The following is a 24,648-nucleotide window of genomic DNA, read 5'->3' on the forward strand; positions in this document are numbered from 1 at the left end:
TGAGTTGCATTCAAAAGCAGCTAAATTGCAGTGTTTAAGACTTAAAAAACGCCAATACTGAAAATAGACAATGACCAGGGCTTCTTTTGCCTTTTTTTTCATTTGGTAAATTTCTTAATATTCATAGCTAAACGACAACCGTTATTCCGCTACTTGTTAGCGGCTGAGATACCGCGAATGAATCGCGGTATGACGGTTCGCGGTGACATGACGATAAGCCTTGTCATTCTAGCGCGTGGCGCTGGAATCCAGACTTTAACTGATATGATTACAGAAAGAGAATTTATTAGGTATTCATAGACACTGAAAGTGGTCAGCTTGACCACTTTCAAGTAAAGAAAACTACGTTTATGCCTCCAATAATTTCTATGGATGATTCTTTACTTCACCGTCTTCACAAATCACACCTCCTGGTGTTATTTTTGAAACGACTACAGGAGCGCCAAAAAACACAGCAGTAAATGCACCGAGTGCAAAAAGCGCTGGCCACGGCATTCTGCCGAATATTGCAAGCAACGCTGCACCAATTATCACTATTGTGATCATTGGGCCACCTATGCCGTGAGTATAGCCTACTATTTTGCATATTGTGTTTGACGTTGCGTCATCAGTAACACTGCTAGCAAAAACATTATCAAATGCAAAGAAGAGAATTAACGCCACTAGTAGAAGAAAATTTTTCATTATGCCTCCAATAATTTCTATTACTTATTCGTTACTACACCGTCTTTACAAATCACACCTCCTGGTGTTATTTTTGAAACGACTACAGGAGCGCCAAAAAACACAGCAGTAAATGCACCGAGTGCAAAAAGCGCTGGCCACGGCATTCTGCCGAATATTGCAAGCAACGCTGCACCAATTATCACTATTGTGATCATTGGGCCACCTATGCCGTGAGTATAGCCTATTATCTTGCATATCACCGATGATGTTGTATCATTTGTATCAACAAAAGTAGTAGGAGGAGCACCTGCATCAAATGCAAAGGAGAGAATTAAAGCTACAAGTAGAAGAAAATTTTTCATTATCCCTCCGATAATTTCTATTTAATGCTGGATTATCCTTCACTTTGATTAAATTTAAGTAAATGGTGAGGATTTTTTGCTTAAAAGTATCCTTTATTTCATTTAGAATACTTTTCTTGGTTCGTCTATATTACAGTGCTACAGAAATTTTACAGCATCGTTTATTGCCTTTATCGTGCTTTGATTGACACAATTTATAATGATGGAGTGGAGCATGCAGGGTATTTATCATTTTTAATTCTGTTATCAATATTTCCTTTTCTCATCGTTTTAATGGCTGTGGCGTCAACATTCGCAAATTTTTTAGACCAGTACAACATTGGCTGGGTATTTATCATTGATAACATGCCACAGGATATTTTATCATCTTTGATGCCGCGTATTAGGGAGATAATATCAGGCCCGCCGCAAAGCTTACTAACTTTAGCAATTGTAGGTGCTGTTTGGACCGCTTCATCGACAATTGAAGGGCTTAGAACAATACTCAATAAGGCCTATAAAGTTCCGGTTTCGCCGCCTTATATATTAAGAAGAGTACTAAGTATATTACAATTTTTAGTAATCACGCTTATTATAACTCTAACTATAGTGTTTTCTACACTAGTACCAATGCTAATTGATTTTTCCTATCAGGGGCTAAGTTATACTAGGTATTTACTTATTGAATTTGTACTTTTCACAGTAGTCTCTTGGCTATATTTTATGTTACCAAACATAAAACAAAATTTATCAGACGTATTTCCTGGATCTTGTGTAGCTGTTATTCTTTGGACGATTTCTGCTTCAGCTTTTAAGCAATATTTAAAAGCTTCCTTTGACCAACTGGATTTGATATATGGAAGTTTAGGTGGTGTGGTAGTGTCATTACTATTTTTTTATGTGCTAAGTTTGATTTTTATATATGGAGCAAAATTCAATTTTCAGCTAAAATATTTCAATGGATCTCGCTAAGGAGAAAGAAATGGGTAAGTTAGAAGGTAAAGTAGCTTTAATCACCGGAGCTTCAGGTGGAGTAGGCTCTGCTGTTGCAAAAAGGTTTATAAGAGAAGGTGCATGTGTGATTCTGATTTCAAGATCTCTTGATAATCTCAAGCCACTATATAATGAAATTGAAGAGCTTGAAGAATTTAAAGAAGGCTCTGTGAAACTAATTCAGCTTGATCTTTTAGACTTTGAGAATGTAAAGATACTGACAAACATGATAGAAAGCCTGAAATTATCAGAATCTGGAGCACTTGATATATTAGTTGCGTGTGCTGGAATTTTAGGCAAACTGAACCCCATTCATGACTGTGAGATTGAAGAGCTACAGAACGTAATGAATACAAATTTTACTGCCAATTGGTACTTACTAAAAAACTTAGATCCAATGCTAAAAAAGTCTAATGCTGGAAGAGCGATATTCATGACCTCAGAAGTGACACTTTCTCCTTCCTCTTATCCATATTGGATGCCGTATGCTGCAAGTAAAGTTGCACTAGAAATAATGGTGCAGATATATGCATCTGAGACAAAACATACAAAATTATGTGTAAATGCTGTATACACGGAAGGACCTGTGGGTAGTGAGCAGGCATTTCCTGGATCTGAATTGGTGTCACCTGATAAACTAACAGATAAATTTGTGGAATTAGCTTCTGAAGACTGCAGCATATCAGGAAAAATCTTACCGCTCAGCAAATCTCCCGAATAAATTACCATAGTATCTGCAAAGATACCGTTAAGCCCACAACTGTATGAACATTGTGATTTGAGAGTAATCTCCACTAGGAAGGATGTCATCCCAGTGCCTCTATGGTGTCATTCCAGTGCTTGACACTGGAATCTAGGTCTTGTCGACATAAAAAAATAGTGATATAGAGTACTCTTTATTAATAGGTAAAGAGAATGCTATATGATTTAAAAGATGAGCAATGGGAGAGAATAAAAAACAGTCTGCCAGGTAAGGAAGGAGATAGAGGAAGAAGCGCAAAAGATAACAGGAGATTCGTAGCTGCAATAATGTGGATAGGTAGAACAGGAGCAACATGGAGAGCATTGCCGGCTGAGTATGGAAAATGGTCAAGTGTACATAAACGTTTTATAAGGTGGGCAAAATCTGGTGTTTGGCAGATGATTTTCAACACATTAGCTGTTAATGGAGACACAGAGTGGCTCATGATAGACTCAACAATAATCAGGGCACATCAACATGCTGCTGGTGCAAGAAAAAAATGTGGAAACTGGTAGACAAGAACAAGAGCTGGGACGGTGCAAAGGAGGATTTTCAAGCAAATTACACGCTGCTTGTGATGCTTTGGGCAACCCACTGAGATTCTTTGTTACTGCAGGGCAAAGATCGGATTACGTAAAAGCTTTAGACCTGATAGAAGGCAAGAACATGGAGGCACTTATTGCCGATAAAGGGTATGACGCAAATTATATGATTGAGGCTGCAGAAGCTGTAAATGCTGAGCCAGTAATCCCACCGCGTTCCAACAGAAAAACACCAAGAGAATATGACAAAGAATTGTATAAAGAGAGAAACTTAATCGAAAGGATGTTCAACAAAATCAAGCACTTCCGCAGAGTTGCTACACGCTACGACAAATTGGCCATAGCTTTTCTGTCTTTTGTTCACATTGCTGGCATTTATCTTTGGTTAAAATAAATGTCGACACTGCCTAGTTCTTTATTCATTCTCACAATCCGTGAACGGTTACAACCTGGATTCCAGTGGGCTTTGTTGCATCGCTAGCTATGATGGATTAAAGATAAAAAAGATAGGGAATATCAGTAGCTTATTATTCTGGTATTTATAACAAGAACGGTCAATGAATACCTAAATTTGAGTAAAAGAAATTTCACTACCATTTACCAATCCGGCTAAAATTCAAGAATTTCAATGCTTTAGCTATTTTCAATAGAATTAAATTTATTAATATAAATAACAAATTACTATTCTTAAATTTGATCAGATTGATTGCAAAAAAACAAGATTTTCAATAGGTTGCTTATAATCCTAACTATAGTTAGCCTTTCATAAGTAGCGATGCAACAAAGCCATCCCAGACTGGGATGACACCTCTGGGCACTGCCGTCATAAAGGAACCAGTGTCAGCTACTTGAATGACATCATTTGCTGTGCAATTTACCTTCAAAAATGAATGTTTGTACAGCTGTGTGTCAAGCACTGGAATCTGCCACGCAAATTGCAATGTTCGTACAGTTATGCGTCAAGCCTAAAAGTAATTAGCTAATAGGTTTAATAAAAATTCACATATACAGGAAAGATTGGTAACATTACTTGAATAGAGACCGTTATTGTAATTATGCCGAAACGCACAGATATAGAATCTATATTAGTAATAGGAGCAGGCCCAATAGTTATAGGTCAGGCATGCGAGTTTGATTATTCCGGAACGCAAAGCTGTAAAGTATTAAAAAGCGAAGGTTATAAAGTCATTTTGGTTAACTCCAACCCCGCAACTATAATGACAGATCCTGAGTTTTCTGATGCGACGTATATTGAGCCGGTACTGCCTGAAATCATAGAGAAAATTATAATTAAGGAGAGGCCAGACGCAATATTGCCAACAATGGGCGGGCAAACAGCGCTCAATTGTGCAATAAAACTTGCAGATGATGGAGTGTTAGACAAATACAACGTAGAATTAATAGGGGTAAATAGAGAAGCAATAAAAAAAGCAGAGGATAGAGAGTTATTCCGCCAGTCCATGGATAGAATAGGACTGAAATACCCCAAAAGTATCATTATAAAAAATCAAGAACAAATAAAAAAGGCTTTGGATTACGTTGGATTACCAGCAATCATTCGTTCATCATTCACTCTTGGTGGCGCAGGTAGTGGCATAGCATATAATAAAGAGGAGTTTTTTAACATTGCAGAAAGTGCTCTTAAAATTTCGCCAATAAATGAAGTTCAGATAGATGAATCAATTATCGGCTGGAAAGAATATGAAATGGAAGTTATCCGCGATTGTAAAGATAACTGCATAATAGTCTGTTCGATAGAAAATGTTGATCCGATGGGAGTGCACACTGGGGATAGCATAACTGTTGCTCCTGCTTTGACTCTGCGTGACGTAGAATACCAACAGATGAGAAATGCATCTATAGCAGTGCTGAGAGAAATTGATGTTAGTGCCGGTGGTGCAAATGTTCAGTTTGCAGTGAATCCTAAAGAAGATGGAAGCCTCGTTGTAATTGAAATGAATCCAAGAGTTTCTCGCTCTTCTGCACTTGCTTCGAAAGCAACAGGCTATCCTATTGCAAAAGTTGTAACTAAACTTGCTATTGGCTATTCGCTCGATGAAATACGTAACGACTGCGCTCCAATAATACCAGCAGCATTCGAACCAGTGATTGATTATATCGTCACTAAAATCCCTCGATTTGAGTTTGAGAAATTTAAGGGGACGAATTGTGAATTATCAACTTCCATGAAATCAGTGGGAGAAGTGATGTCTATAGGCCGCACTTTTAATGAGTCACTGCAGAAAGCTTTTCGTTCACTTGAAACTGATCTTACAGGACTTGATGAAGTATTTCCTGAGAACATTGATATTGATCACGTAAAATCTCAATTAGCAAAATTGCTACCAAACAGATTACTGATTGCTGCTGACGCAATGCGCCACGGAATTAGCATAGAAGAAATAAATTCGATTACAGGATATGACTTATGGTTTCTGCAAAATATACAGCAAATCATCTTGGCTGAACAAAAAATCAAGGAAAACGGCCTTCCTGAGACTGCATATGAAATGTTAGAGATGAAAAAAATGGGATTTTCAGATGCAAGATTGGCAAAGTTAAGTAATAGACCTACCTCTGTCATTCCAGTACCCTCTAATGTCATCCCAGTGCGTGACACTGGGATCCAGCCAGCGTTATACGCTGGAGATCGAGTAAAACAAATCGAAGAAATAAGAAAAAAATTTGGCATTAAACAAGTTTATAAACGCGTAGACACCTGTGCAGCTGAATTTGAATCGAGCACTGCTTATATGTATGGCTGCTATGAGGGTGATGTTGAAAATAAAACGGAATGTGAGGCGAATATTTCTGACCGAGAAAAGGTTGTCATTTTAGGAAGTGGTCCAAATCGCATTGGTCAAGGTATTGAGTTTGATTATGCATGCGTACATGCAGCTTCTGCCGCCAAAGAAATGGGGTATGAAACAATAATGATCAACTGTAATCCCGAAACTGTCTCAACTGACTACGATACCGCTGATCGTTTATATTTTGCACCACTCATTGCAGAGGATGTGCTTGAAATACTAAGTAAAGAGCAAGAAAATGGCACACTGGTTGGTGTAATAGTTCAAATAGGTGGTCAAACACCTTTAAAGTTAGCCAAAGTGCTTAACGAGAGAGGTTTCAAAATTTTGGGAACTTCGTTTGATTCTATTGACCTTGCAGAAGATCGCATGAGGTTTAAAAACCTTGCTTTGCAACTTAATTTAAAACAACCTGAAAATTCTATCTGCCATTCAGTAGAAGAAGCGTTAACCAACGCAGAAAAGGTGGGGTTTCCACTAGTAGTCAGGCCATCATATGTCCTCGGCGGTCAGTCTATGTCGATTAGACACGATACTCAGAGCTTTAAAGAGTACGTCTTAGATCAAACTAAAATCTTTGAGCATGGTTCGCTGCTTCTTGATAAATTTTTAGTCAATGCAGTTGAGGTTGACGTTGATGCTGTATGTGATGGGGAAAAAGTTTTCATTGCAGCGGTCATGGAGCATATTGAAGAAGCTGGTATCCACTCTGGTGATTCAACATGCTCAATACCGACAAATACATTGAGTGACGAAGTAATAAAAGAGATCGAGCTCCAAACTGAAAGAATAGCTCTTGCACTAGAAGTGAAAGGTCTGATAAACATTCAGTTTGCTGTTCAAGAGAATAGACCTCTTGCAGAACCTGTTTGTGATGAGAAATTTTTAGGAAAAGTGCAGATGAGCACCACAGAATACTCGAATGTATTTGAGGAGCGCAGACAAGCTTTGACGACAAAATTGCCTTCAGAAATCGAGTTATGCAAGAGGTCTAGTGATGTATACATACTTGAAGTAAATTTACGAGCTAGTAGAACCGTTCCTTTTATTTCCAAGGTAATCAATATTCCTATTGCAAAGCTTGCCACTCAAGTTATTTTGGGTAAAAAATTGAATCAGGAAAACAAGCCTTTCAATCATTTTGCAGTTAAAGCTGCTGTTTTTCCATTTACCCGCTTTGCAGGAGTTGATACTTTACTTGGTCCTGAAATGAAATCAACAGGAGAAGTGATGGGAATTGACTCATCATTTGAAGCTGCACTTGCAAAAACGCACATGGCTGCAGGATACAAGTTACCAACAGAAGGAACAGCTCTGGTTTCAGTAAAAGATGATGATAAAAAGTATATATTGCCAGTTGCACGAATGTTGAAAGAACTGAGTTTTGAAATATATGCCACCAAAGGCACAGCTTCGTATCTGAACAATAACGGCATTGCTGCACAAGCTGTAAATAAAGTAAGAGAAGGCAGACCCCACATAGTTGATATGCTCAAAGATGGAAAAATAAATCTAGTGATTAATACTTCAAAAGGTGTAAAGTCAGTCTCAGACAGCAAAGATATCAGGAGAACTGCTATTTTGCAAAATATAGCTTACAGCACCACAGCTTCCGGAAGTAAAGCGTTAGTGCTTGCAATTCAATATGTAAAGAATAGCAAACTGGAAGTGAAATCATTACAGCAGATACAAAACGTTTAAATATCAAAACTAGAATAATTCACTCTCAAAATGCTAAAGAGAACATAATAAAAAGATGGAAATTTTGAAGGAAATAGTATACCTAAAGAATCAACTAGCGTAATTGAACAGCCAAATGCTGCAACGAATGCTCCACAATCTCACCTAGAGGACACTTCCCTTATATGTTAAGAACAAGTCTTTATAAATATCAAAGTAGTGAGATTAAAGACACACAGAGAAGAGGAATCGTCACGCCCCTTGATTATAAGAATCGTTGTTCAGCAAGGTTCTCTTCTCTGGTTTATTATACTGAAAGTTCCGAACAACTGATTGAGCTTTTAGGCTCGTATATAAGGCTGGAAAATGCAGTATATGTTATTATTACGGAGGAATTATGAATTCATCAAACATTATTGCTGGCATTGATGTTAGCAAAAGTAAATTAGATCTCCACATTCACCCACTTGAGCATTATAAAATATTTGAAAACAATGTACAATCCATTGATGAAATGCTGGACTTTTTACGTTTGCATAATGTAACCAAAATTGGTCTTGAGGCAACTGGTGGATACGAAAAATTATGTGCCTATACTTTACTAAGCAATGGTTTTGAGGTGTACGTCATTCAACCAAGGTGGGAGAGACTATGCTAAAAGCCTTGGTATTACTACAAAAACTGATAAAATAGACTGCAGTATCATCTCACGTTATATTAATAATACAGATATGCGTGTTACTCCTTTAACAGTTAGTAATGGTAATATTGATTGCTTGAAACAAAAATTATCTCGTAGAAACCAACTTGTAGAAATAGCAAAAATACAAAAAACCCAAATCCAACAGGTAACTGATACATCTATAATCAAACAAATAGAGGAACTTCTTGCAATTTTACGTAATCAAATTAAAACTTTAGAAGATGAAATGATTACATTTATCGATCAAAACCAAGAGCTTAAAAGAAAATATATATCAATAACTATATAGTAGCGGGATGACGGTTTTTCAAATTATCGGTAAATCTAAGTCAGTTTAGCTATAGGCAGCAATTTTCTGTATTTATTTTAAATTGAAGAAAGCTCAAATGAAAGATCGTGTTTTGCTAAAAATCACAGAATGCAGTCTGGTTACTATTTAAAAGGATATGTTCAAAAAACTGTGTCAAATCAACTCATACACTTCATTACCAACTTCATGATGAAGTTCCGCAGTTGGATGGAAATAATCAAAAAAGAAATAATCCTTTAGTGTTTCTTTGCTACACCCAGGGTTATAGTGAACGTCAAGTTCCCCTTTAAATATCAACTTTAAGAGTATTTTTATATTTTCTTTAAATCTCCCAACTTGGTCTGCAATGTTCGATGTGCATGCATCTTGACAATTTAAACCTTTGCTCTTGTATTCGCTAAACATACTTCTCATTTTAGAGTTAAGATCAAATGCTTTTATTTCAAGATTTGTACTTTTCTTCATATAATCTAAGCCTTTAGCCAGTTTTGCATTGAAACTCTCCGTGAGCTTTGTAGCTAGTTCCCTTGCTTCTTCATCTCTATTAAAAGCTGGTATTGAGCCAACTTCAGGTGCATTTGCAACAACTACATGCTTAACACCATGTTCATTTAGAACCTTAAGTGCATTACATATTTCACTCACTGCTTGTTCCAACACTTCTTCCGCTTTAGTATCGTCATAAGCAGTGGCAACCATAACATCATTTCCGCCGATTATGATGCAAAATAAATCTTCTTTACCTATATCTGGATGATGTTTAATTACCGCATCTAGCTGGTTAGCTAAACGAAATTTATTGAAGAAATAAGAAAAAATAGGGTCAAAAATTTCAGATGCTGTTGCATATGAAACTGCGTAATTCTGACCTTGCTGTTCGTGGCATCTCCCAAAAAATGAATAACTCCACCCAGGTTTAAATTCATCTAAATCTAAATATTTTGCTATATATTCAACAGCAGTAGGGCCATTGCTAAAAGATCTTCCTTGATAAAAAGGATCATCAAATTTTACGCTTTTTGCAAAGGATAAATTATTTAAAATTCCAATGATTGCGCCATTATCGGATAAGCTATCACCCAGAACATAAAAATTTCTATACTTTGAATTAGAATTGTCATTTTTGTTTGTCATAATATTTACCGTAGATTAGCATGTTGTTTCATTAGATTCATAGAAAAAGAAAAATAGCGGTGAAATTATACAACTTTGGCCTAACTTGCTCTCCACTTTTTCCGGGCAAAATCAGCTTCTTCTTAACTTGACACGTATACTTAAAAGAACCCTCTAAGTTTTCTAGCACGGCTTGGATGTTTCAACTTGCGCAGTGCTTTTGCCTCTATTTGCCTAATTCTCTCACGTGTTACATTAAAAATTTTTCCTACTTCTTCTAAGGTATGTTCCTTCCCATCTTTACCAAGGCCAAAACGCATTCTTAAAATTCTTTCTTCCTTTGGTGTTAAAGTTGCAAGAACATTGGTTGTAATGCCACGCAAGTCAGCAAGTATTGCAGCATCCTCTGGCCTGGAGACTCGCTTGTCTTCTATACAATCACCAAAGGTACTACTATCATCTTTTCCTGTTGGAGCTTCAAGACTTACTGGATCCCTTGCTATTTTCATAACTTTGCGTATTCTTTCCAGTGGCATTGTCAGTTCTACACTCAATTCCTCTAACGTCGGCTCTCTTCCCATCTCATGAGTCATCTTTCTTAATGCTCTGTTGATTTTACTGATAATTTCCACCATATGAACTGGTATTCTAACTACTTTAGACTGCTCAGGTATTGCTCTAGTGATTGATTGTCTTACCCACCAAGTGCCATAAGTTGAAAATTTATATCCACGTTTGTAATCAAACTTATCCACGGCCTTCATAAGACCAATATTGCCTTCTTGTATCAAATCAAGCAGATCAAGGCCTCTTTTTGAATACTTCTTAGCAATGGAAACTACTAGCCTTAAGTTAGCCTTAATCATTTCTTGCTTTGCTTCAGAGACTTCTCGTTCGTGTTTTTGTATTCTCTTGATTAGCTCCTTAAATTCTTGTACGTTATCTTCCTGTATATGCTGCTTAATACCGTTCAAGGTACTAGCTATATGTTCAGAGTTATCGTCTATAAACCTTAAAAATTTGTTTTTTAATTCACCTGTAAAAGAGGACTGATTTTCATTGATCTTTAAAAGACTTATCTTTTTCAATTCGTGCTTTAAAAGCACGTCATCATAAACTTTATAGAAACTTTCTCTATCGATATCGTATTTTCTAGCCTCAGCAATAAGATTAGCCTCTTCAAGCGTAATGGATCTATTTATCTTATAAAGTTCTTGTGTAATTCTGGCAACAGCAGCATCACTTAACTTAATTTGTAATGCTATAGACCATATTTGATTATACAAATTTTCTAGCTCATTAGAGAAATTTTTAGAATTTTTTCTTAATATCAACGCTTCATTTGTTAAAGTAATTATCTCATCCAATGCAACTATGACCTTTGGCAATAAGTCACTTTCCATTTCAAGAATAGAAACATTTAAATTGACTGAACTTATATCTTCATTATTACCGTCTTTCTCATCATCACTTTTTTTACTATCTTTCTCATCATCACTACAGTACTCAGCATCTTCAGAAACATCCTCAGAATCCTCAACATCTTCAGCACTTTCTTCACTCTCTTCACTTTCTTCTTTGGGTACCACATTAAAATCAGAGTTATAAATTGCATCCAGATCTATAATTTCTCTCAGTAAGAGAGCTCCATTACTTAAATCATCACGCCATACTTTTATCACCTTTAATGTTACTGATGTTTCAATTATTGCACGTAACATGTTATGCTTTTCAGATTCAATTTTTTTTGCTATCTCGATTTCATCTGCCCTTGATAAAAGCTTTACGGAGCTCATGTCTTGTAAATAAATCCTCACTGGATCATCATTTTGTACTAAAGTTGCAGTAACATTTGGCGATGTGTCATCATCATCAAGTTTACTATCATCACTGTTGGAAGGAATATCTTCTTCATCTTCGCTACTTTCAAGCACATTAATTCCGAAATCCTGCAATAAAGATATAGCATCATCTATAAAGTCAGACGAAAAATTTTCATCTGATAATTTATCATTTATATCATCAAAGGTGATAAAACCACCCTTTTTTATACTCTTAGTTACCAGATCTTTGATAATTTTTTTCTTATCTTCTGCACCATTAATAGTTGACATCATTACCTTTATAGTTTATAATTTTATTTCTTATTAACAAACAAACTTACAACGAGCAAGTCTATAATTTTACTTTTAACTTGTGGCTATTTGTTACTTCATATAGTTTAAGATACTGTTAATTTATGTACACTTGTCTTAATCGATTGTTCCATACTTTTCTTCCATTTTTACTGCTATGGATAATCCAACTGAAAATGTTGCAATTCCAACCACTATAGCAGTAAGCATTAAAACATGGGGTATAGGATTGCTATATGAATAAAAATTTGAAACCAATATAGGAGGCAAGGAACTTTTTATATATCCTAGAGATATGTAAAATAACAAAACAGATGCTTGGAAGACGCTTACCCCTATCATTTTCTTGATTAAATTTTTATCGTTTATAATAATATATAAACCTAGCACCATTAATACAATAATAATCGTATAATTATATAAAGTCATTGTTTTTTCCTACGAGCAAAATTTATATATATAATTAACATAGAGGAGCAGACAGTAAATGCTACACCTAATTCCACCAAAAAAATACCTAATTTTTGACCGGTTCTATTATTGGTTAACAAGATATCATAAGATAAAAAATTTTGGCCAAGTAAAGTTGTTGCAACGCCCGTTCCTCCATAAATTAAAATACCTAACACGTTAGTCAATCTAATCACAGAATAAGGTATTGCTTTTAGAGTTGTAGATACACCAAATAGCATTGAATATAATATTATCCCGGAGGCAATAATTATTCCTGCTTGAAAACCTCCACCCGGAGTGTAATCACCGTGAAATTGTATGTATAAACCAAATAAAATGATAAAAGGTATCATCAAAAATGTTACTGCATTTAATATCGGATCTTTAATCATTTTCTTTTTCTTCTTTTAATATCAACGTTATACAAAGCGCAGCAGTAAAAACTACTATAGTTTCTCCAAACGTGTCATAACCACGAAAGCTTGCCAAAATAGCTGTCACTATATTAGGAATACCGGTAGCTTTTTCGGTATTTTCCACATAATAAGGAGCAACATGCAAGTGGATCGGAGCATTGTGGCTGCCAAAATCTGGCAATTGAATCATAAAATATGACAAACATACAGCCAGAAATAACATAAAAAAAAGCGTTATAGGGTTATGAGATAGATTTACTTTATGATTCTTTATCAAGGAGAGTGCTGCAAACGTAAAAACTGTACTGAGCCCCGCACCAACAGAAGCTTCAGTAATTGCAACATCAGGTGCATTCATAATTAAGTATATAAGCGCAATCAGTGAACTAAATACACACATTAGAACAGCACTTACGACTAAATGTCGCGAGAAAACTATAAAAACCGTAACTGTTAGTAACAACAAAAGTAACACTACATTTAATATTTCTAACACCTTAGCCTTCTTTAACAGTTTTTTTCTTAACTTTATAATGAGTGCGCGCTAAAATATAGCTATTAGTTGAGTTAGCTACCCATATTATAAAAATTAATAATACTATTTTAACAGTATTGATTGAAAATCCATTCTGCAAAGCAAAACCAATTAACAATAACGTTGCACCGCTAGAATCTGTAATACCTGCTGCATTTAACCTAGTATAGAAATCAGGAAATCTGATCACCCCTATATTTGAAATAATTATCAAACAAATACCTAAAAATATGAAAATGGATCCTATCATAAATTATCAAAACAACATTAATCTCATTAGTGCTATAGTTGATATAAAGCTAACGCTAGCATACAACAATGCTATATCAATTAAAAAAAAATTATTCAGAATGATTGATATTGCTGTTATAAGTACAACTACTTGCGTTGAGAAATTATTGAACGCTAAAACCTTATTGTACACATCATTTGACTTAGACACTATGCAACACAACATTACACTCATACAGAACAACAGTGTATAGATAGCAATGCAAATCATTTAAAGACTATGTGACTTCAGTAGATTTCTAAACGGATACTTCTTCATCGCCATCTTGATCATTTATTTCATCATCTATTTCACCATCCACTTCATAATCTTGGCTTTCTTGACTTGCATCAAGATCTGTGTTATCAGAAAAATTTAATAAATTCGCTAGCTTACTTGTATTACTGCTGTAAACATTATTCATATTTCCTTTCATGTATTCCTTGCATCTACCTACCAAAAGGCTAAACAGCTCATGAGTATCCACCTGTTTTCCTGCTATTTCATGTAAGGAAACTATGGTATTTTTATGACCTTTAAACTTAGCTGCTTGAATTGGATTACTTGCCCCTGTATTTAAATCATGTGTTCTTTGACTTGCCAACAGAACCAATTTGAAACGGTTACTTACCCGTTCTATACACTTTTCTACAATAGACTCAGCCATAAGATACTACCTTAATAAGTTTTATACTATATCACAAAAAACAAGTTGTCAACTTTGTATCTATTGCGATTCAACTTCATGTTTTACTTTTTCTGCCTCAGATTTTATTTCTTGGCTTTCTGTCATCGTGATTGTTATCTCATGATCAAGTTTTTTTAGAAATCCTAACAATCGCTCTAAAGAAAAACCATCTATACCATTTTTAATTTGCGATACCTTTGGCTGATCAATACCAAGTTTCTCAGCTGCAAAAGCCTGAGTCCAAGCATTTTTTTCTATAATTTTATTTATTATATAAAGCAACTTTGTTTTTATTCCTGCACTGTCTAAGTTATTTAACGATATTATTTCCATAATTCTTACACTCACATATCAATTAACTTTATTAAATATTATGTAACTTGTCAATAATTATATGATATCAATATTTAAAACTTTAAGTTGATTATATATTAATATTTTTATCAAATTTCTAGTAATTTTAAATTACCATTTTACCATCAGTCTATCTGAAAAAACCATTTATAGAAAGAACAAGCTAAGATTACAAAGCTTGAAATACAAAAATAATTATTTTATAAATTTATCTTACATAAGAAGTTTATATCTCTATATCTTAATATAAATATTTATTTAAATTTTTAAAATTTCTATTTTAACGAGAATTCTATAAATTATATTTATAATATAATTTAAATATTTGTTGCTTTTTAGCTGGAACATTATTTAGTTAGTAAGTAAAATTGTGTTGAATATGACAAAAATAAAAAAAGATGTTGCTGTTATTATGGGAAGTGAGTCAGATTACACCACTATGGTCCATACTGTTGATATGTTAAAAGCATTAGAAGTTTCACATGATATATTCATAATATCTGCACATAGAACACCAGAAAGGCTCTTCAATTTTGCTAAATCTGCACAAGAAGAAGGTTTTAAGGTTATTATAGCTGGTGCAGGAGGTGCAGCTCATTTACCTGGTATGGTTGCGTCACTAACTTGTTTACCAGTTATCGGCGTTCCTGTGCATAGTAAACAATTAAATGGGCTGGACAGTCTACTCTCTATAGTTCAAATGCCAAAGGGTGTTCCAGTTGCAACCATGTCTATAGGAGAAAATGGAGCATATAATGCTGCCATTACTGCCGTATCTATATTGTCAATTTCCAACAGTGAAATTGCAGGTAGGTTAAAAAAGTGGAGAGAGAAACAGACCAAAGAAGTAAAAGAAAAACCAGTTTCATAATAAATCTATGGCAATAATTCTTTTAGACACAAAAACCATAAACCGTATAGCAGCGGGGGAGGTGATAGAAAGGCCAGCAAGTGTGGTAAAGGAGTTAGTGGAAAATGCAATAGATGCTGGAAGTTTAGAAATAGAGATCAAAATAGAAAGTGGTGGGCGTAACCTTATTATTGTGACAGATGATGGTAACGGAGTAGAAAAAAACGATTTAGAACTTGCGTTTATGCGCCATGCTACTTCAAAATTGAGCGATAGTGAGTTGATAGAAATCAAGCATCTTGGCTTTAGAGGAGAAGCTCTGCCTTCAATTGCAGCAGTAAGTAGGATAAAATTATCGTCTAAGGCAAGAGAAGCAAGTGAAGCATGGTCTATAAGTTATGAGGGTGGAGAGAAAATAGGGGAGCAAACTCCTTACTCTTTATCGCAAGGGACACATATTGAAGTACGAGATTTATTTTTTGCCACTCCAAATAGACTAAAATTTCTAAAAACCGAAAGAGCAGAAACTCAAAGCATTGTTGATATTGTAAATAACCTAGCAATGATTAACTATCATATAGGGTTTACTCTCACTTCAGGTAATAAAAAGCTCTTAAAATACGCTAAGCAGACTTCGTTATTTCATAGATTGTGTGAAGTAGAAGAAGAATTTCAGGGCAATTCTTTGGAGATCAATGAAGAAGAAGACGACATTAAACTTACGGGACACATCTGTAAGCCGACCGTCAATCGTGGTAAGTCCACTCAGATCTATACGTTTGTTAATGGAAGGCCAATTAAAGATAATTTACTTATTGGCGCAGTTAGGTATGCATATCATGATTTTATTCCAAGCGATAGGTATCCTTTCGCAGCGTTACATTTAGAGATACCTTATGATCAAGTAGATGTAAATGTGCATCCAAATAAGTCAGAAGTAAGGTTTCAGAATAAGAAGCTCATATATGAGATAGTGACAAGAGGATTAATTAAAGCATTGTCAAGAAGGATAGGCACCTTTCTAGCGCATGACCAGAAAATGGATTCAACATTGCCAGATCCTTTTGATAAACCTAATGTTCAAAATGAAAGAAGGCCAAGTCCTTTTGAAAATCAACTAATAAAAGAATTTGCTTCTCCAAATGAAAAAGCAAAAGGCTTATCAGAACAGTCAAAATCGTTTGATTATACCGGCATACAGAAATTCCCAGCACAAGCGGAGGCTATGGTTCTAGAAAAAAAGGTGTTAGAGCAAGTTGATTTGATAGAGAGCCACCCACTCGGGTTTGCACGCTGTCAGGTCTATAATACTTACATTATTGCCGAGGTAAGAGACAAATTGATTATAGTCGATCAGCATGCAGCCCATGAAAGACTAGTATATGAATGCTTAAAACAAAAATCAAGTATAAAAAGACAAAAACTACTTCTTCCTGAAACGGTTGAAATCAAAAATCAAGCCGGAATGGAGATGATTGAAGTTTATAAAGATAAGTTATTTGAAATGGGTTTTGATATTGAGATCAAATCAGAAAATAAAGTGATAGTAAAAGAAATCCCTGCAATTTTGGGAGCAATAGATGTGAAAGAGATGCTAATTAATATAGTCGATAGATTAACGGAAATAGAAGATACATTGCCAGTAGAAGATAAAGTGAACAAAATATTGGCCACTATCGCTTGTCATGGATCAATTAGAGCGGGTAGAAAAATGAGGTTAGATGAAATGAATGAGCTGCTGAGACAAATGGAAAAAACCCCATATTCCGGGCAATGCAACCACGGAAGACCAACTTATATAGAAATGAAACTCAGTGATATTGAAAAACTTTTTGAGCGTAGGTAATGAGGTTGCCATAAATATGTAAGTGCTCCTTTCTCGTCATCCAAGTAGCTCATAGAAACGAAAAAACTTCCTTGACAAACTCCGTCAGCCCCCTTATCATGAAAGTGAAGCTATTTATTTATCTTCTCTGTACAGATTAAATGACAAAAAAACTCACGAATCTGGCGTCTCATGTTTAATTTTTTGCACTATGTGCACCTTATGTCTTTATAAAATTCTAGGTTTTTACCTAATATAAGCTAAAATGCGCTTATAAAGCATTTAAAACATAAAAAAACGCCAACTTAAAAAATGGATAGTGAATAATTAGCTACCCTAGGGTTTCTTTTGTCTTTTTTTCTGTTTAGTAAATTTCTTAAACATTTATGACTAAAGGTTAGTTGCATTAAAAAGCAGCTAAATCGCGGTTATTAAGCGTTTAGAATAAAAAAACGCCATACTTGAAAGTATAATGTAAGTAATTAGCCAACCACGGGGCTTCTTTTGCCTTTTTTTTCGCTTAGTAAATTTCTTAATGTTTATAGCTAAACGACAACCGTCATCCCGCTACGTGTTAGCGGGATCTCTTGTTAGCGCCGCGGCGGTATGACGTCTCGCTTGCAACCTATAGCTTTGTCATTCCAGTGCTCCTTTTTTTGTCATCCCAGTGCCTTGACTATTTGGATCCAGAAAACTTAGCTTCGAGTCAAGTAGGCTGCAAATAAAAACTGGATTCCAGCGTCACGCGCTGGAATGACACCCTGACAATCGTCATCCCGCTACGTGTTAGCGGGATCTATGTTAAGAGATACCGCGGCGGTATGACGTATAGAAACTAAAAAAGTTCTTTTTTAAAAAACTTAAGTTATACTTATAAGTATTTGATACTTTTTATAGTGATTATGTCGAGTTTAAGCTGCCTTTATGGTGATAATGCAGAATTTGTGGAAGAAATGTATAGCCGTTATTTGCAGGGTGATAAATCAATCGGGGAGGATTGGTATAGAATTTTTTCAAGCAATTTAGAAGTTAATAAAGCGGAGACCTGCGGTGCACAACATGTAACTAAGGTGGATGATTCAGTTTCTAGTTTAGCAAATTTTTTCAGATCTTACGGTCATTTTTTTGCGGATCTTAATCCGTTATCACCCAATGTGAATAAGGAAGTAGATTATCAGAAATATTCGAATCTATATCCGGCAAGTGACGCTGGAATCTATAGAGATATTTACTGCAAGAACATCGGTTTTGAATTTATGCATATCTCCTCTTATGAGGAGAGGATGTGGCTGCAGGAAAAGATCGAAAATCAAACCTATACGCTGAGTTCACAAGATAAAAAGGAAATACTGAGGCACTTAATTGAATCTGAGATGTTCGAGCAATTTCTCCATATGAAATTTCCTGGATATAAACGTTTTTCTATCGAAGGTGGGGAATCAGCTATCGTTGCAATTGAGAGAATCATTAGTGATTCTGCAGCTTTTAGTATTGAAGAAATAGTTCTTGGCATGGCTCACCGCGGACGACTCAATATTCTAACCAAAGTTATGGGCAAAGAATATGCGGCAATGCTATCTGAATTTCAAGGCAATCTTGCATATCCAGGTGGTCTTGAGGTGTCCGGTGATGTTAAATATCACCTTGGTTACTCTTCTGATCAAACACTTGCCGGTGGTAAGAAAATACATTTAAGTTTATGCCCTAATCCATCTCACCTTGAAGCGGTAAATCCGGTTTTGGCTGGAAGAATAAGAGCAAAACAGAATATAAGATCTGTGCTTGGCATATCAATTCATGGTGATGCGGCTTTCATCGGTCAAGGAGTGGTTGCTGAAACTTTAACCTTAAGCAATATTGAAGGCTATAAAGTGGATGGCATTGTGCACATTGTCATTAATAACCAAGTTGGTTTTACTGCTAATCCGTGTTGTGCGCGATCCTCTTTTTATTGCACTGACATAGCAAAATCAATAGAAGCTCCAGTGTTTCACGTTAATGGAGATAACCCTGAAGCTGTGAGTTTTGTTGCGAATTTGGCGATGGAATATAGGCAGAAATTTAAAAAGGACGTAGTGATTGACATAATATGTTACCGCAAATATGGCCATAATGAGGGTGATGAACCGAATTTCACTCAGCCACTTATGTATAAGGCGATATCAAAGCATAAAACTCCTGGAACATTGTATGAAGAAAAATTGACTGCAGAGAAAGTATTAAGTGGTGATGAAGTAAATAAATTACGCAGTGAATTCAGGGCAAAATTAGATAAAAGTCTTGCTGAATCAGTGACTTACACTCCAAAAAAAGCTGACTGGTTCGGTGGAGTGTGGTCAAAATTAAGAAGAGCAAAGCTGAACGATTTGAGCGAATACTACACGGATTCTGGTGTTCCGCCAGATGAGCTGAAAAAATTAGGTGTGCGTATAAATAGCAATATCCCAAGTAACTTTAACATTAACAATAAGGTTAGAAAAATACTCGATGGCAGAATAGACAGCATAAATTTTGGTAGTAATATAGACTGGGCAACTGCCGAAAGTCTTGCGTTTGCATCACTGCTCACAGAAAGAATAGGAGTGCGTTTATCAGGACAAGACTCTGGTCGTGGAACTTTCTCGCACCGTCATTCAAGGCTTGTTGATCAGGTAACAGAAGAAGCATTTATTCCGCTAAACAATATAAATGAAAAGCAAGCTCACTTTGAGGTCATAGATAGCGCACTATCTGAGTATGCTGTAATGGGCTTTGAATATGGATATAGTCTTGATTCTCCGTATTCACTGGTGCTCTGGGAAGGACAATTTGGTGATTTTGCAAACGGTGCGCAAATTATGATCGACCAGTTTATCGCATCTGCAGAAACAAAGTGGTTGCGATCAAGCGGTCTAGTTTTATTGCTGCCTCATGGTTATGAAGGACAGGGACCTGAGCATAGCTCCGCACGTATAGAGAGATTTTTGCAACTCTGCGCAGAGGATAATATGCAGGTAGTTAATTGTTCCACTCCGGCGAATTACTTCCATGTCTTACGCAGACAAATGCATAGAGACTTTCGTAAGCCTTTGGTAGTGTTTACACCTAAATCGCTACTGCGCCACAAAAGAGCAGTATCTAACCTATCTGACTTTGAAGGAAAATTCCTCACGGTGATTCCAGAATGTAGAACAGATTTGGTTCTAAATGATAAAATACGTAAAGTTGTAATATGCAGCGGTAAAGTTTACTACGACATAATTGAAGTATGTGAAGCACAAAAAATAAACGATATAGCAGTAATACGTTTAGAACAATTCTATCCGTTTCCTGCCGATAAACTAAGTAATGAACTTGAAAAGTACAAAAACGCTGAAATTATATGGTGTCAAGAAGAACCAAAAAATATGGGAGGATGGTTTTTTGTCAACCCATTGATAGAAGAAGTGTTGTCCAATCTCGATATTCAAGCAAAAAGACCTAAGTGCATTGCAAGACCTGCTGCTGCATCTCCTGCATGTGGTTATGCTAGTGTACATGCTCAGCAACAAGAGGAGATTTTAAGACAGATCGCTTAGTATTTACAGTTATTGAAGCAGAAGTGGTGCTATAAAAGTAGCTGACACTTGAATCCGGTTGCATCACGCGCTGCAGCCAGGCGCAATAGAAAACGCATTACACCAATAAAGCCCTTTTGGTACTCAAGCAAATATAAAAGATTTTTATTCTATTAAAAAAAATTTAATTTTTATTAAAATTTTCATTTATTTTTATTTAAAAAGTAAACATTATTAATATTTACTTTAATTAATATAGGATATATATGAATACAAAAATATTTGAGATGTTAATAAGGAGAACTGGTCTACGCAGAGATAGCAAAGCTGAGATCATACAGTTAAATAGAAATGAAAAAGCTTTTGTAGATGAGGATAAAGAATCTATCGAATTAGCTGAGGCCATTTTTGAAGAGAATAATATGTTTCATTTCCGCAAATCAGGTCCTGCTATGGATTACATTTTGCACAAATTAATAAATGATAGGAAGCTTTTCGAGGAAATGAAAGATAGAGGTACAAGTATAATACGTCTTTTTTCTTTGTTATCAATGTATCATGGTCGTCTCAATTGCTGTGTTGTGAGAAGAAGAGGGCGTATTACTGAGTGTGGAATATTTGCTTATGCTGACAACTGTTTAGAACTAGTACCTTTAGAGGACTTTATACTTATTGAGCCTTGCTCGTACCTCGAGTACACTGTGCTTGATAATGATAACATCAGAAATAGGTTAGCTAGAGACTTGACTGAAGACAAAACAAAATTAGATATCTTTTTGAATGGAATTTTAGCAACAAAGAATTCGGATTTAGTATTATCTTGTATTAACAAGATAGAGGTTCTTAATGAGGAAGATAGATATTTTGTTAATCGCTTACAGAAAAACAACATGCTAGACTACATCTTAAACAAAGATGATACAACACTTGAAAAATTAACTCTAAAGGAATTGTTGAAGCTTTCTATTTTGCAGGAAGAAAAAAGCACTGAGTTAGAATCTCCCCAAGCTTCAAGTGTAAATGTTAGCAAAGCTCAGCAACATTGTAGTATATAGCTGGTGATAAAGTTTAAAATAATTGCATATACTGAGGCTCATTTAGGTATAGAGCCTCAGTGGTGCTTAATTTTTCAATTTATGGTAGACTAGTAGCCCTACTATGATGTAGATCTATGCTCGCTTACAGCTAAAATTTCACCTCTATTAGTGGAATGTTATTCCAGCTATTGCTTCCATAGTCATCAATCGAAGCGTTTAAGTAATCTGTATCAAAGCGTACGGGCACATCAAATTCGAAGCTCGCAGTGATTATCGCATCTTTTACTGGCGGTTTCATGAATGTTATTTCTCCCGTTGAATAATTTACTGAATATTCACTCTCTTCTTTACCATTTAAATAAATCTTTACTGTCCCATGTACTGGCTTTTTGATCATACGTATATGCTTATCTTCCCCACTTACATAAGTTTTGATTAGCTGAAAAGTCGTTTTTTTGTTATCTCCTATACCAATCTCTTGGTTGATGGCTATAAAATCCGACCAATCCTTAAAACGAAACCCTATTGCTTTACCTTTTCGTGCATGAAAAAATGTTATTAGTTCTAGGCAGTGTCGACATTTATTTTAACCAAAGATAAATGCCAGCAATGTGAACAAAAGACAGAAAAGCTATGGCCAATTTGTCGTAGCGTGTAGCAACTCTGCGGAAGTGCTTGATTTTGTTGAACATCCTTTCGATTAAGTTTCTCTCTTTATACAATTCTTTGTCATATTCTCTTGGTGTTTTTCTGTTGGAACGCGGTGGGATTACTGGCTCAGCATTTACAGCTTCTGCAGCCTCAATCATATAATTTGCGTCATACCCTTTATCGGCAATAAGTGCCTCCATGTTCTTGCCTTCTATCAGGTCTAAAGCTTTTACGTAATCCGATCTTTGCCCTGCAGTAACAAAGAATCTCAGTGGGTTGCCCAAAGCATCACAAGCAGCGTGTAATTTGCTTGAAAATCCTCCTTTGCACCGTCCCAGCTCTTGTTCTTGTCTACCAGTTTCCACATTTTTTTCTTGCACCAGCAGCATGTTGATGTGCCCTGATTATTGTTGAGTCTATCATGAGCCACTCTGTGTCTCCATTAACAGCTAATGTGTTGAAAATCATCTGCCAAACACCAGATTTTGCCCACCTTATAAAACGTTTATGTACACTTGACCATTTTCCATACTCAGCCGGCAATGCTCTCCATGTTGCTCCTGTTCTACCTATCCACATTATTGCAGCTACGAATCTCCTGTTATCTTTTGCGCTTCTTCCTCTATCTCCTTCCTTACCTGGCAGACTGTTTTTTATTCTCTCCCATTGCTCATCTTTTAAATCATATAGCATTCTCTTTACCTATTAATAAAGAGTACTCTATATCACTATTTTTTTTATGTCGACAAGACCTAGTAGCTGCTCGTTTGATCTGACCCCGTAAGCTATGTTGTATCTAGTGCGTGCATGAGACCAATTGATGTTGCGCTGTTCACAACCATTGTGAGTTGTTACAACGTCAGTAGAAAATTCCGGTCCTCCAGTGGAACCATAAGATATATTTTCTGGAAATCTAATTTCTGTGAATGACATATGTCCTCCTGTGAAAGTAAAATAGTTTAGTTGAAGAAAATGTTGTAATTTGAAAGCGTTTTACATAGCAAATGACGCTATGGAAAGTGGGTGAGACCACTGAGTTAAACTGCTGTCACACCCACAGTTACTATACTCAGGTTCATTTGAGTTGTCAAGCAAAAAAATAAAATTTTATGGCAAACTGTAACTAGCCTTGCTTGTGACTTAATTCATCTACTTTTTTGCGTAATACATTCAAATCAGTTGCTCCTACAAACAGGCTATCTCCAATTATTAAAAAAGGTGTACCACCTACTCCCAAATCTCTTACTAGAAGCCTACTGTTGTTTATCATTTGCTCAATTTTGTCCGCGTTATCTTTTATGGAATCATTAAAATCGTCCTCATCAATCCCTATGTTTTTCACTATATCCAATATGCTTTCGTCTGAAAATTCTCCTTTGTGACTTAAAGCAGCATGGTGAAAATCGAAATATTTTTCTTTATCGAGAAAATAGACAGCTAAAGCACTTTTTGCTGCCTTTAAAGAAGCGTTACCAAGTATTGGAGCATCCCTAAAGATATACTTAATTTTGCCGTCGTTAATTAACTGCTTTATATCATTCTTTATAGCTTTGCAATGTCCACAAGAATAGTCAAGGAAGCCTACAGCTATAACACTACTATTTTCATTTCCGGAGTAAGGATAAGTAAGGTCAAATATTTGATCCTTGTATTGTGAAATTTTACTTTTGGTTACATTATCTCGAGCAGCATAACTACTTTTAATCGACTCCTCTTTGAGAGTTTTTACGATCTTATCAAAATTTCTGCTTATATAATTATCTAATTTCTCACCTATATAATCATCGCTTAGCATTTGGCTGCGATTTGAAAGCCAATTGTTTATTATCGGCAAGCTTGCTATTGCTATTATTAAAATTAATAAAAACGATATTCTAGACATACAATTTATTTAAAAACCTACAACATAAAACTTTTAGTACACATTTATCTGTATATTAAAAGAAGCATCTAATGTTAATATATAAAAACATTTGTATCAAGTGTATTTTATAACC

24 protein-coding genes and 3 pseudogenes are annotated in these 24,648 nt (G+C 35.5%); 11 read left to right on the forward strand and 16 right to left on the reverse strand.

Features of this window, described 5'->3' with window-relative positions; all coding sequences use genetic code 11:
* Window positions 1-366: 366 nt before the first annotated feature.
* Window positions 367-684 carry a TrbC/VirB2 family protein gene (locus AAGD50_RS01305; RefSeq protein ID WP_341810063.1) on the reverse strand — a complete coding sequence of 106 codons (318 nt, stop codon included), beginning with the start codon at window positions 682-684 and terminating at the stop codon, window positions 367-369.
* 20 nt (window positions 685-704) lie between these two features.
* A complete protein-coding gene (locus AAGD50_RS01310; protein ID WP_264723787.1) occupies window positions 705-1,028 on the reverse strand; it encodes a TrbC/VirB2 family protein in 324 nt (107 codons plus the stop codon).
* 135 nt (window positions 1,029-1,163) lie between these two features.
* Between AAGD50_RS01310 and AAGD50_RS01315 the strand changes: the two genes are divergently transcribed.
* The 3 genes and pseudogenes from AAGD50_RS01315 to AAGD50_RS01325 all read left to right on the forward strand — a co-directional run bounded on the left by AAGD50_RS01315 (window position 1,164) and on the right by AAGD50_RS01325 (window position 3,678).
* Window positions 1,164-1,979, forward strand: coding sequence for a YihY/virulence factor BrkB family protein (locus tag AAGD50_RS01315; RefSeq protein WP_264723786.1), 816 nt, complete (start codon window positions 1,164-1,166; stop codon window positions 1,977-1,979).
* Window positions 1,966-2,721, forward strand: coding sequence for an SDR family oxidoreductase (locus AAGD50_RS01320; protein ID WP_012673418.1), 756 nt, complete (start codon window positions 1,966-1,968; stop codon window positions 2,719-2,721). Before AAGD50_RS01315 ends, AAGD50_RS01320 begins: the two co-directional genes overlap by 14 nt.
* Window positions 2,722-2,915: 194 nt before the next feature.
* Window positions 2,916-3,678 (forward strand): annotated as a pseudogene (locus AAGD50_RS01325) (IS5 family transposase).
* 361 nt (window positions 3,679-4,039) lie between these two features.
* Here AAGD50_RS01325 and AAGD50_RS01330 read toward each other — a convergent pair.
* Window positions 4,040-4,201, reverse strand: coding sequence for a hypothetical protein (locus AAGD50_RS01330; protein ID WP_238514577.1), 162 nt, complete (start codon window positions 4,199-4,201; stop codon window positions 4,040-4,042).
* Window positions 4,202-4,339: 138 nt separating this feature from the next.
* Here AAGD50_RS01330 and carB point away from each other — a divergent pair, with 138 nt between their 5' ends.
* The 4 genes from carB to AAGD50_RS01350 all read left to right on the forward strand — a co-directional run bounded on the left by carB (window position 4,340) and on the right by AAGD50_RS01350 (window position 8,766).
* A complete protein-coding gene (carB, locus tag AAGD50_RS01335) occupies window positions 4,340-7,795 on the forward strand; it encodes a carbamoyl-phosphate synthase large subunit (RefSeq protein WP_264723785.1) in 3,456 nt (1,151 codons plus the stop codon).
* Window positions 7,796-7,959: 164 nt separating this feature from the next.
* Complete coding sequence (locus AAGD50_RS01340) at window positions 7,960-8,175, forward strand: hypothetical protein (RefSeq protein ID WP_080717592.1); 216 nt, start codon at window positions 7,960-7,962, stop codon at window positions 8,173-8,175.
* Window positions 8,172-8,432, forward strand: coding sequence for an IS110 family transposase (locus tag AAGD50_RS01345; protein ID WP_010082049.1), 261 nt, complete (start codon window positions 8,172-8,174; stop codon window positions 8,430-8,432). The genes AAGD50_RS01340 and AAGD50_RS01345 overlap by 4 nt, the downstream gene beginning before the upstream one ends.
* Window positions 8,389-8,766, forward strand: a complete 378-nt coding sequence (locus AAGD50_RS01350; RefSeq protein WP_245994753.1) for a hypothetical protein — start codon at window positions 8,389-8,391, stop codon at window positions 8,764-8,766. Before AAGD50_RS01345 ends, AAGD50_RS01350 begins: the two co-directional genes overlap by 44 nt.
* Window positions 8,767-8,940: 174 nt before the next feature.
* Here AAGD50_RS01350 and AAGD50_RS01355 read toward each other — a convergent pair whose 3' ends face one another.
* The 9 genes from AAGD50_RS01355 to AAGD50_RS01395 all read right to left on the reverse strand — a co-directional run bounded on the left by AAGD50_RS01355 (window position 8,941) and on the right by AAGD50_RS01395 (window position 14,731).
* Window positions 8,941-9,921 carry an SGNH/GDSL hydrolase family protein gene (locus AAGD50_RS01355; protein ID WP_010082050.1) on the reverse strand — a complete coding sequence of 327 codons (981 nt, stop codon included), beginning with the start codon at window positions 9,919-9,921 and terminating at the stop codon, window positions 8,941-8,943.
* Between the two features lie 140 nt (window positions 9,922-10,061).
* Window positions 10,062-12,014 (reverse strand): RNA polymerase sigma factor RpoD, encoded by a 1,953-nt coding sequence (rpoD, locus tag AAGD50_RS01360; protein WP_341810064.1) that lies wholly within the window; start codon window positions 12,012-12,014, stop codon window positions 10,062-10,064.
* A 138-nt stretch (window positions 12,015-12,152) separates the two neighbouring features.
* Window positions 12,153-12,464, reverse strand: a complete 312-nt coding sequence (locus AAGD50_RS01365; protein ID WP_006279706.1) for a cation:proton antiporter subunit C — start codon at window positions 12,462-12,464, stop codon at window positions 12,153-12,155.
* Complete coding sequence (locus tag AAGD50_RS01370; protein WP_006279705.1) at window positions 12,461-12,880, reverse strand: Na(+)/H(+) antiporter subunit B; 420 nt, start codon at window positions 12,878-12,880, stop codon at window positions 12,461-12,463. The genes AAGD50_RS01365 and AAGD50_RS01370 overlap by 4 nt, the downstream gene beginning before the upstream one ends.
* Window positions 12,873-13,400, reverse strand: coding sequence for a DUF4040 domain-containing protein (locus AAGD50_RS01375; protein WP_015589497.1), 528 nt, complete (start codon window positions 13,398-13,400; stop codon window positions 12,873-12,875). Before AAGD50_RS01375 ends, AAGD50_RS01370 begins: the two co-directional genes overlap by 8 nt.
* A gap of 1 nt (window position 13,401) precedes the next feature.
* Window positions 13,402-13,689: a monovalent cation/H(+) antiporter subunit G gene (gene mnhG / locus AAGD50_RS01380; RefSeq protein WP_155969497.1), complete on the reverse strand. Its 288-nt coding sequence runs from the start codon at window positions 13,687-13,689 to the stop codon at window positions 13,402-13,404.
* Window positions 13,690-13,695: 6 nt separating this feature from the next.
* The gene (locus tag AAGD50_RS01385) at window positions 13,696-13,941 is read right to left on the reverse strand and encodes a monovalent cation/H+ antiporter complex subunit F (protein WP_007548527.1); all 246 of its coding nucleotides are present in this window, start codon (window positions 13,939-13,941) and stop codon (window positions 13,696-13,698) included.
* 28 nt (window positions 13,942-13,969) lie between these two features.
* On the reverse strand, window positions 13,970-14,377 hold the full coding sequence (gene rpoZ, locus AAGD50_RS01390; RefSeq protein ID WP_007548528.1) for a DNA-directed RNA polymerase subunit omega: 408 nt from the start codon (window positions 14,375-14,377) through the stop codon (window positions 13,970-13,972).
* Between the two features lie 60 nt (window positions 14,378-14,437).
* Window positions 14,438-14,731: a helix-turn-helix transcriptional regulator gene (locus tag AAGD50_RS01395; protein ID WP_341810065.1), complete on the reverse strand. Its 294-nt coding sequence runs from the start codon at window positions 14,729-14,731 to the stop codon at window positions 14,438-14,440.
* A 400-nt stretch (window positions 14,732-15,131) separates the two neighbouring features.
* Between AAGD50_RS01395 and purE the strand changes: the two genes are divergently transcribed.
* The 4 genes from purE to AAGD50_RS01415 all read left to right on the forward strand — a co-directional run bounded on the left by purE (window position 15,132) and on the right by AAGD50_RS01415 (window position 22,018).
* Window positions 15,132-15,623: a 5-(carboxyamino)imidazole ribonucleotide mutase gene (gene purE, locus AAGD50_RS01400; RefSeq protein ID WP_006280351.1), complete on the forward strand. Its 492-nt coding sequence runs from the start codon at window positions 15,132-15,134 to the stop codon at window positions 15,621-15,623.
* A gap of 7 nt (window positions 15,624-15,630) precedes the next feature.
* Window positions 15,631-17,448 carry a DNA mismatch repair endonuclease MutL gene (gene mutL / locus AAGD50_RS01405; RefSeq protein ID WP_264723781.1) on the forward strand — a complete coding sequence of 606 codons (1,818 nt, stop codon included), beginning with the start codon at window positions 15,631-15,633 and terminating at the stop codon, window positions 17,446-17,448.
* Between the two features lie 881 nt (window positions 17,449-18,329).
* A complete protein-coding gene (locus tag AAGD50_RS01410) occupies window positions 18,330-20,984 on the forward strand; it encodes a 2-oxoglutarate dehydrogenase E1 component (protein ID WP_264723780.1) in 2,655 nt (884 codons plus the stop codon).
* A 245-nt stretch (window positions 20,985-21,229) separates the two neighbouring features.
* Window positions 21,230-22,018, forward strand: coding sequence for a hypothetical protein (locus AAGD50_RS01415; RefSeq protein ID WP_264723779.1), 789 nt, complete (start codon window positions 21,230-21,232; stop codon window positions 22,016-22,018).
* Window positions 22,019-22,148: 130 nt separating this feature from the next.
* Here the strand turns inward: AAGD50_RS01415 and AAGD50_RS01420 are convergent, their stop codons facing one another.
* The 4 genes and pseudogenes from AAGD50_RS01420 to AAGD50_RS01435 form a co-directional block, all read right to left on the reverse strand.
* Window positions 22,149-22,559: a TIGR02217 family protein gene (locus tag AAGD50_RS01420; RefSeq protein WP_285534682.1), complete on the reverse strand. Its 411-nt coding sequence runs from the start codon at window positions 22,557-22,559 to the stop codon at window positions 22,149-22,151.
* A gap of 22 nt (window positions 22,560-22,581) precedes the next feature.
* A pseudogene (locus AAGD50_RS01425) lies at window positions 22,582-23,344 on the reverse strand (IS5 family transposase).
* Between the two features lie 51 nt (window positions 23,345-23,395).
* Window positions 23,396-23,584 (reverse strand): annotated as a pseudogene (locus AAGD50_RS01430) (DUF2460 domain-containing protein); the annotation flags it as partial.
* Window positions 23,585-23,774: 190 nt separating this feature from the next.
* Entirely contained in the window at window positions 23,775-24,533 is a 759-nt protein-coding gene (locus AAGD50_RS01435; RefSeq protein ID WP_174515720.1) for a DsbA family protein, read from the reverse strand.
* Window positions 24,534-24,648: the final 115 nt, after the last annotated feature.

Origin of the sequence: Wolbachia endosymbiont (group A) of Apotomis capreana (genome assembly GCF_964027025.1) — a bacterium.
Lineage (GTDB): Bacteria > Pseudomonadota > Alphaproteobacteria > Rickettsiales > Anaplasmataceae > Wolbachia > Wolbachia pipientis.

What these genes read in the sequence shown, in the direction of transcription:
- AAGD50_RS01340 (WP_080717592.1), top strand. Translation starts at nt 7,960, where the DNA reads ATGTTAAGAACAAGTCTTTATAAATATCAAAGTAGTGAGATTAAAGAC.
- AAGD50_RS01410 (WP_264723780.1), top strand. Translation starts at nt 18,330, where the DNA reads ATGTCGAGTTTAAGCTGCCTTTATGGTGATAATGCAGAATTTGTGGAA.
- rpoD (WP_341810064.1), bottom strand. Translation starts at nt 12,014, where the DNA reads ATGTCAACTATTAATGGTGCAGAAGATAAGAAAAAAATTATCAAAGAT.
- AAGD50_RS01345 (WP_010082049.1), top strand. Translation starts at nt 8,172, where the DNA reads ATGAATTCATCAAACATTATTGCTGGCATTGATGTTAGCAAAAGTAAA.
- AAGD50_RS01415 (WP_264723779.1), top strand. Translation starts at nt 21,230, where the DNA reads ATGAATACAAAAATATTTGAGATGTTAATAAGGAGAACTGGTCTACGC.
- AAGD50_RS01305 (WP_341810063.1), bottom strand. Translation starts at nt 684, where the DNA reads ATGAAAAATTTTCTTCTACTAGTGGCGTTAATTCTCTTCTTTGCATTT.
- rpoZ (WP_007548528.1), bottom strand. Translation starts at nt 14,377, where the DNA reads ATGGCTGAGTCTATTGTAGAAAAGTGTATAGAACGGGTAAGTAACCGT.
- AAGD50_RS01370 (WP_006279705.1), bottom strand. Translation starts at nt 12,880, where the DNA reads ATGATTAAAGATCCGATATTAAATGCAGTAACATTTTTGATGATACCT.
- AAGD50_RS01320 (WP_012673418.1), top strand. Translation starts at nt 1,966, where the DNA reads ATGGATCTCGCTAAGGAGAAAGAAATGGGTAAGTTAGAAGGTAAAGTA.
- mnhG (WP_155969497.1), bottom strand. Translation starts at nt 13,689, where the DNA reads ATGATAGGATCCATTTTCATATTTTTAGGTATTTGTTTGATAATTATT.
- AAGD50_RS01435 (WP_174515720.1), bottom strand. Translation starts at nt 24,533, where the DNA reads ATGTCTAGAATATCGTTTTTATTAATTTTAATAATAGCAATAGCAAGC.
- mutL (WP_264723781.1), top strand. Translation starts at nt 15,631, where the DNA reads ATGGCAATAATTCTTTTAGACACAAAAACCATAAACCGTATAGCAGCG.
- AAGD50_RS01395 (WP_341810065.1), bottom strand. Translation starts at nt 14,731, where the DNA reads ATGGAAATAATATCGTTAAATAACTTAGACAGTGCAGGAATAAAAACA.
- AAGD50_RS01365 (WP_006279706.1), bottom strand. Translation starts at nt 12,464, where the DNA reads ATGACTTTATATAATTATACGATTATTATTGTATTAATGGTGCTAGGT.
- purE (WP_006280351.1), top strand. Translation starts at nt 15,132, where the DNA reads ATGACAAAAATAAAAAAAGATGTTGCTGTTATTATGGGAAGTGAGTCA.
- AAGD50_RS01355 (WP_010082050.1), bottom strand. Translation starts at nt 9,921, where the DNA reads ATGACAAACAAAAATGACAATTCTAATTCAAAGTATAGAAATTTTTAT.
- AAGD50_RS01385 (WP_007548527.1), bottom strand. Translation starts at nt 13,941, where the DNA reads ATGATTTGCATTGCTATCTATACACTGTTGTTCTGTATGAGTGTAATG.
- AAGD50_RS01310 (WP_264723787.1), bottom strand. Translation starts at nt 1,028, where the DNA reads ATGAAAAATTTTCTTCTACTTGTAGCTTTAATTCTCTCCTTTGCATTT.
- carB (WP_264723785.1), top strand. Translation starts at nt 4,340, where the DNA reads ATGCCGAAACGCACAGATATAGAATCTATATTAGTAATAGGAGCAGGC.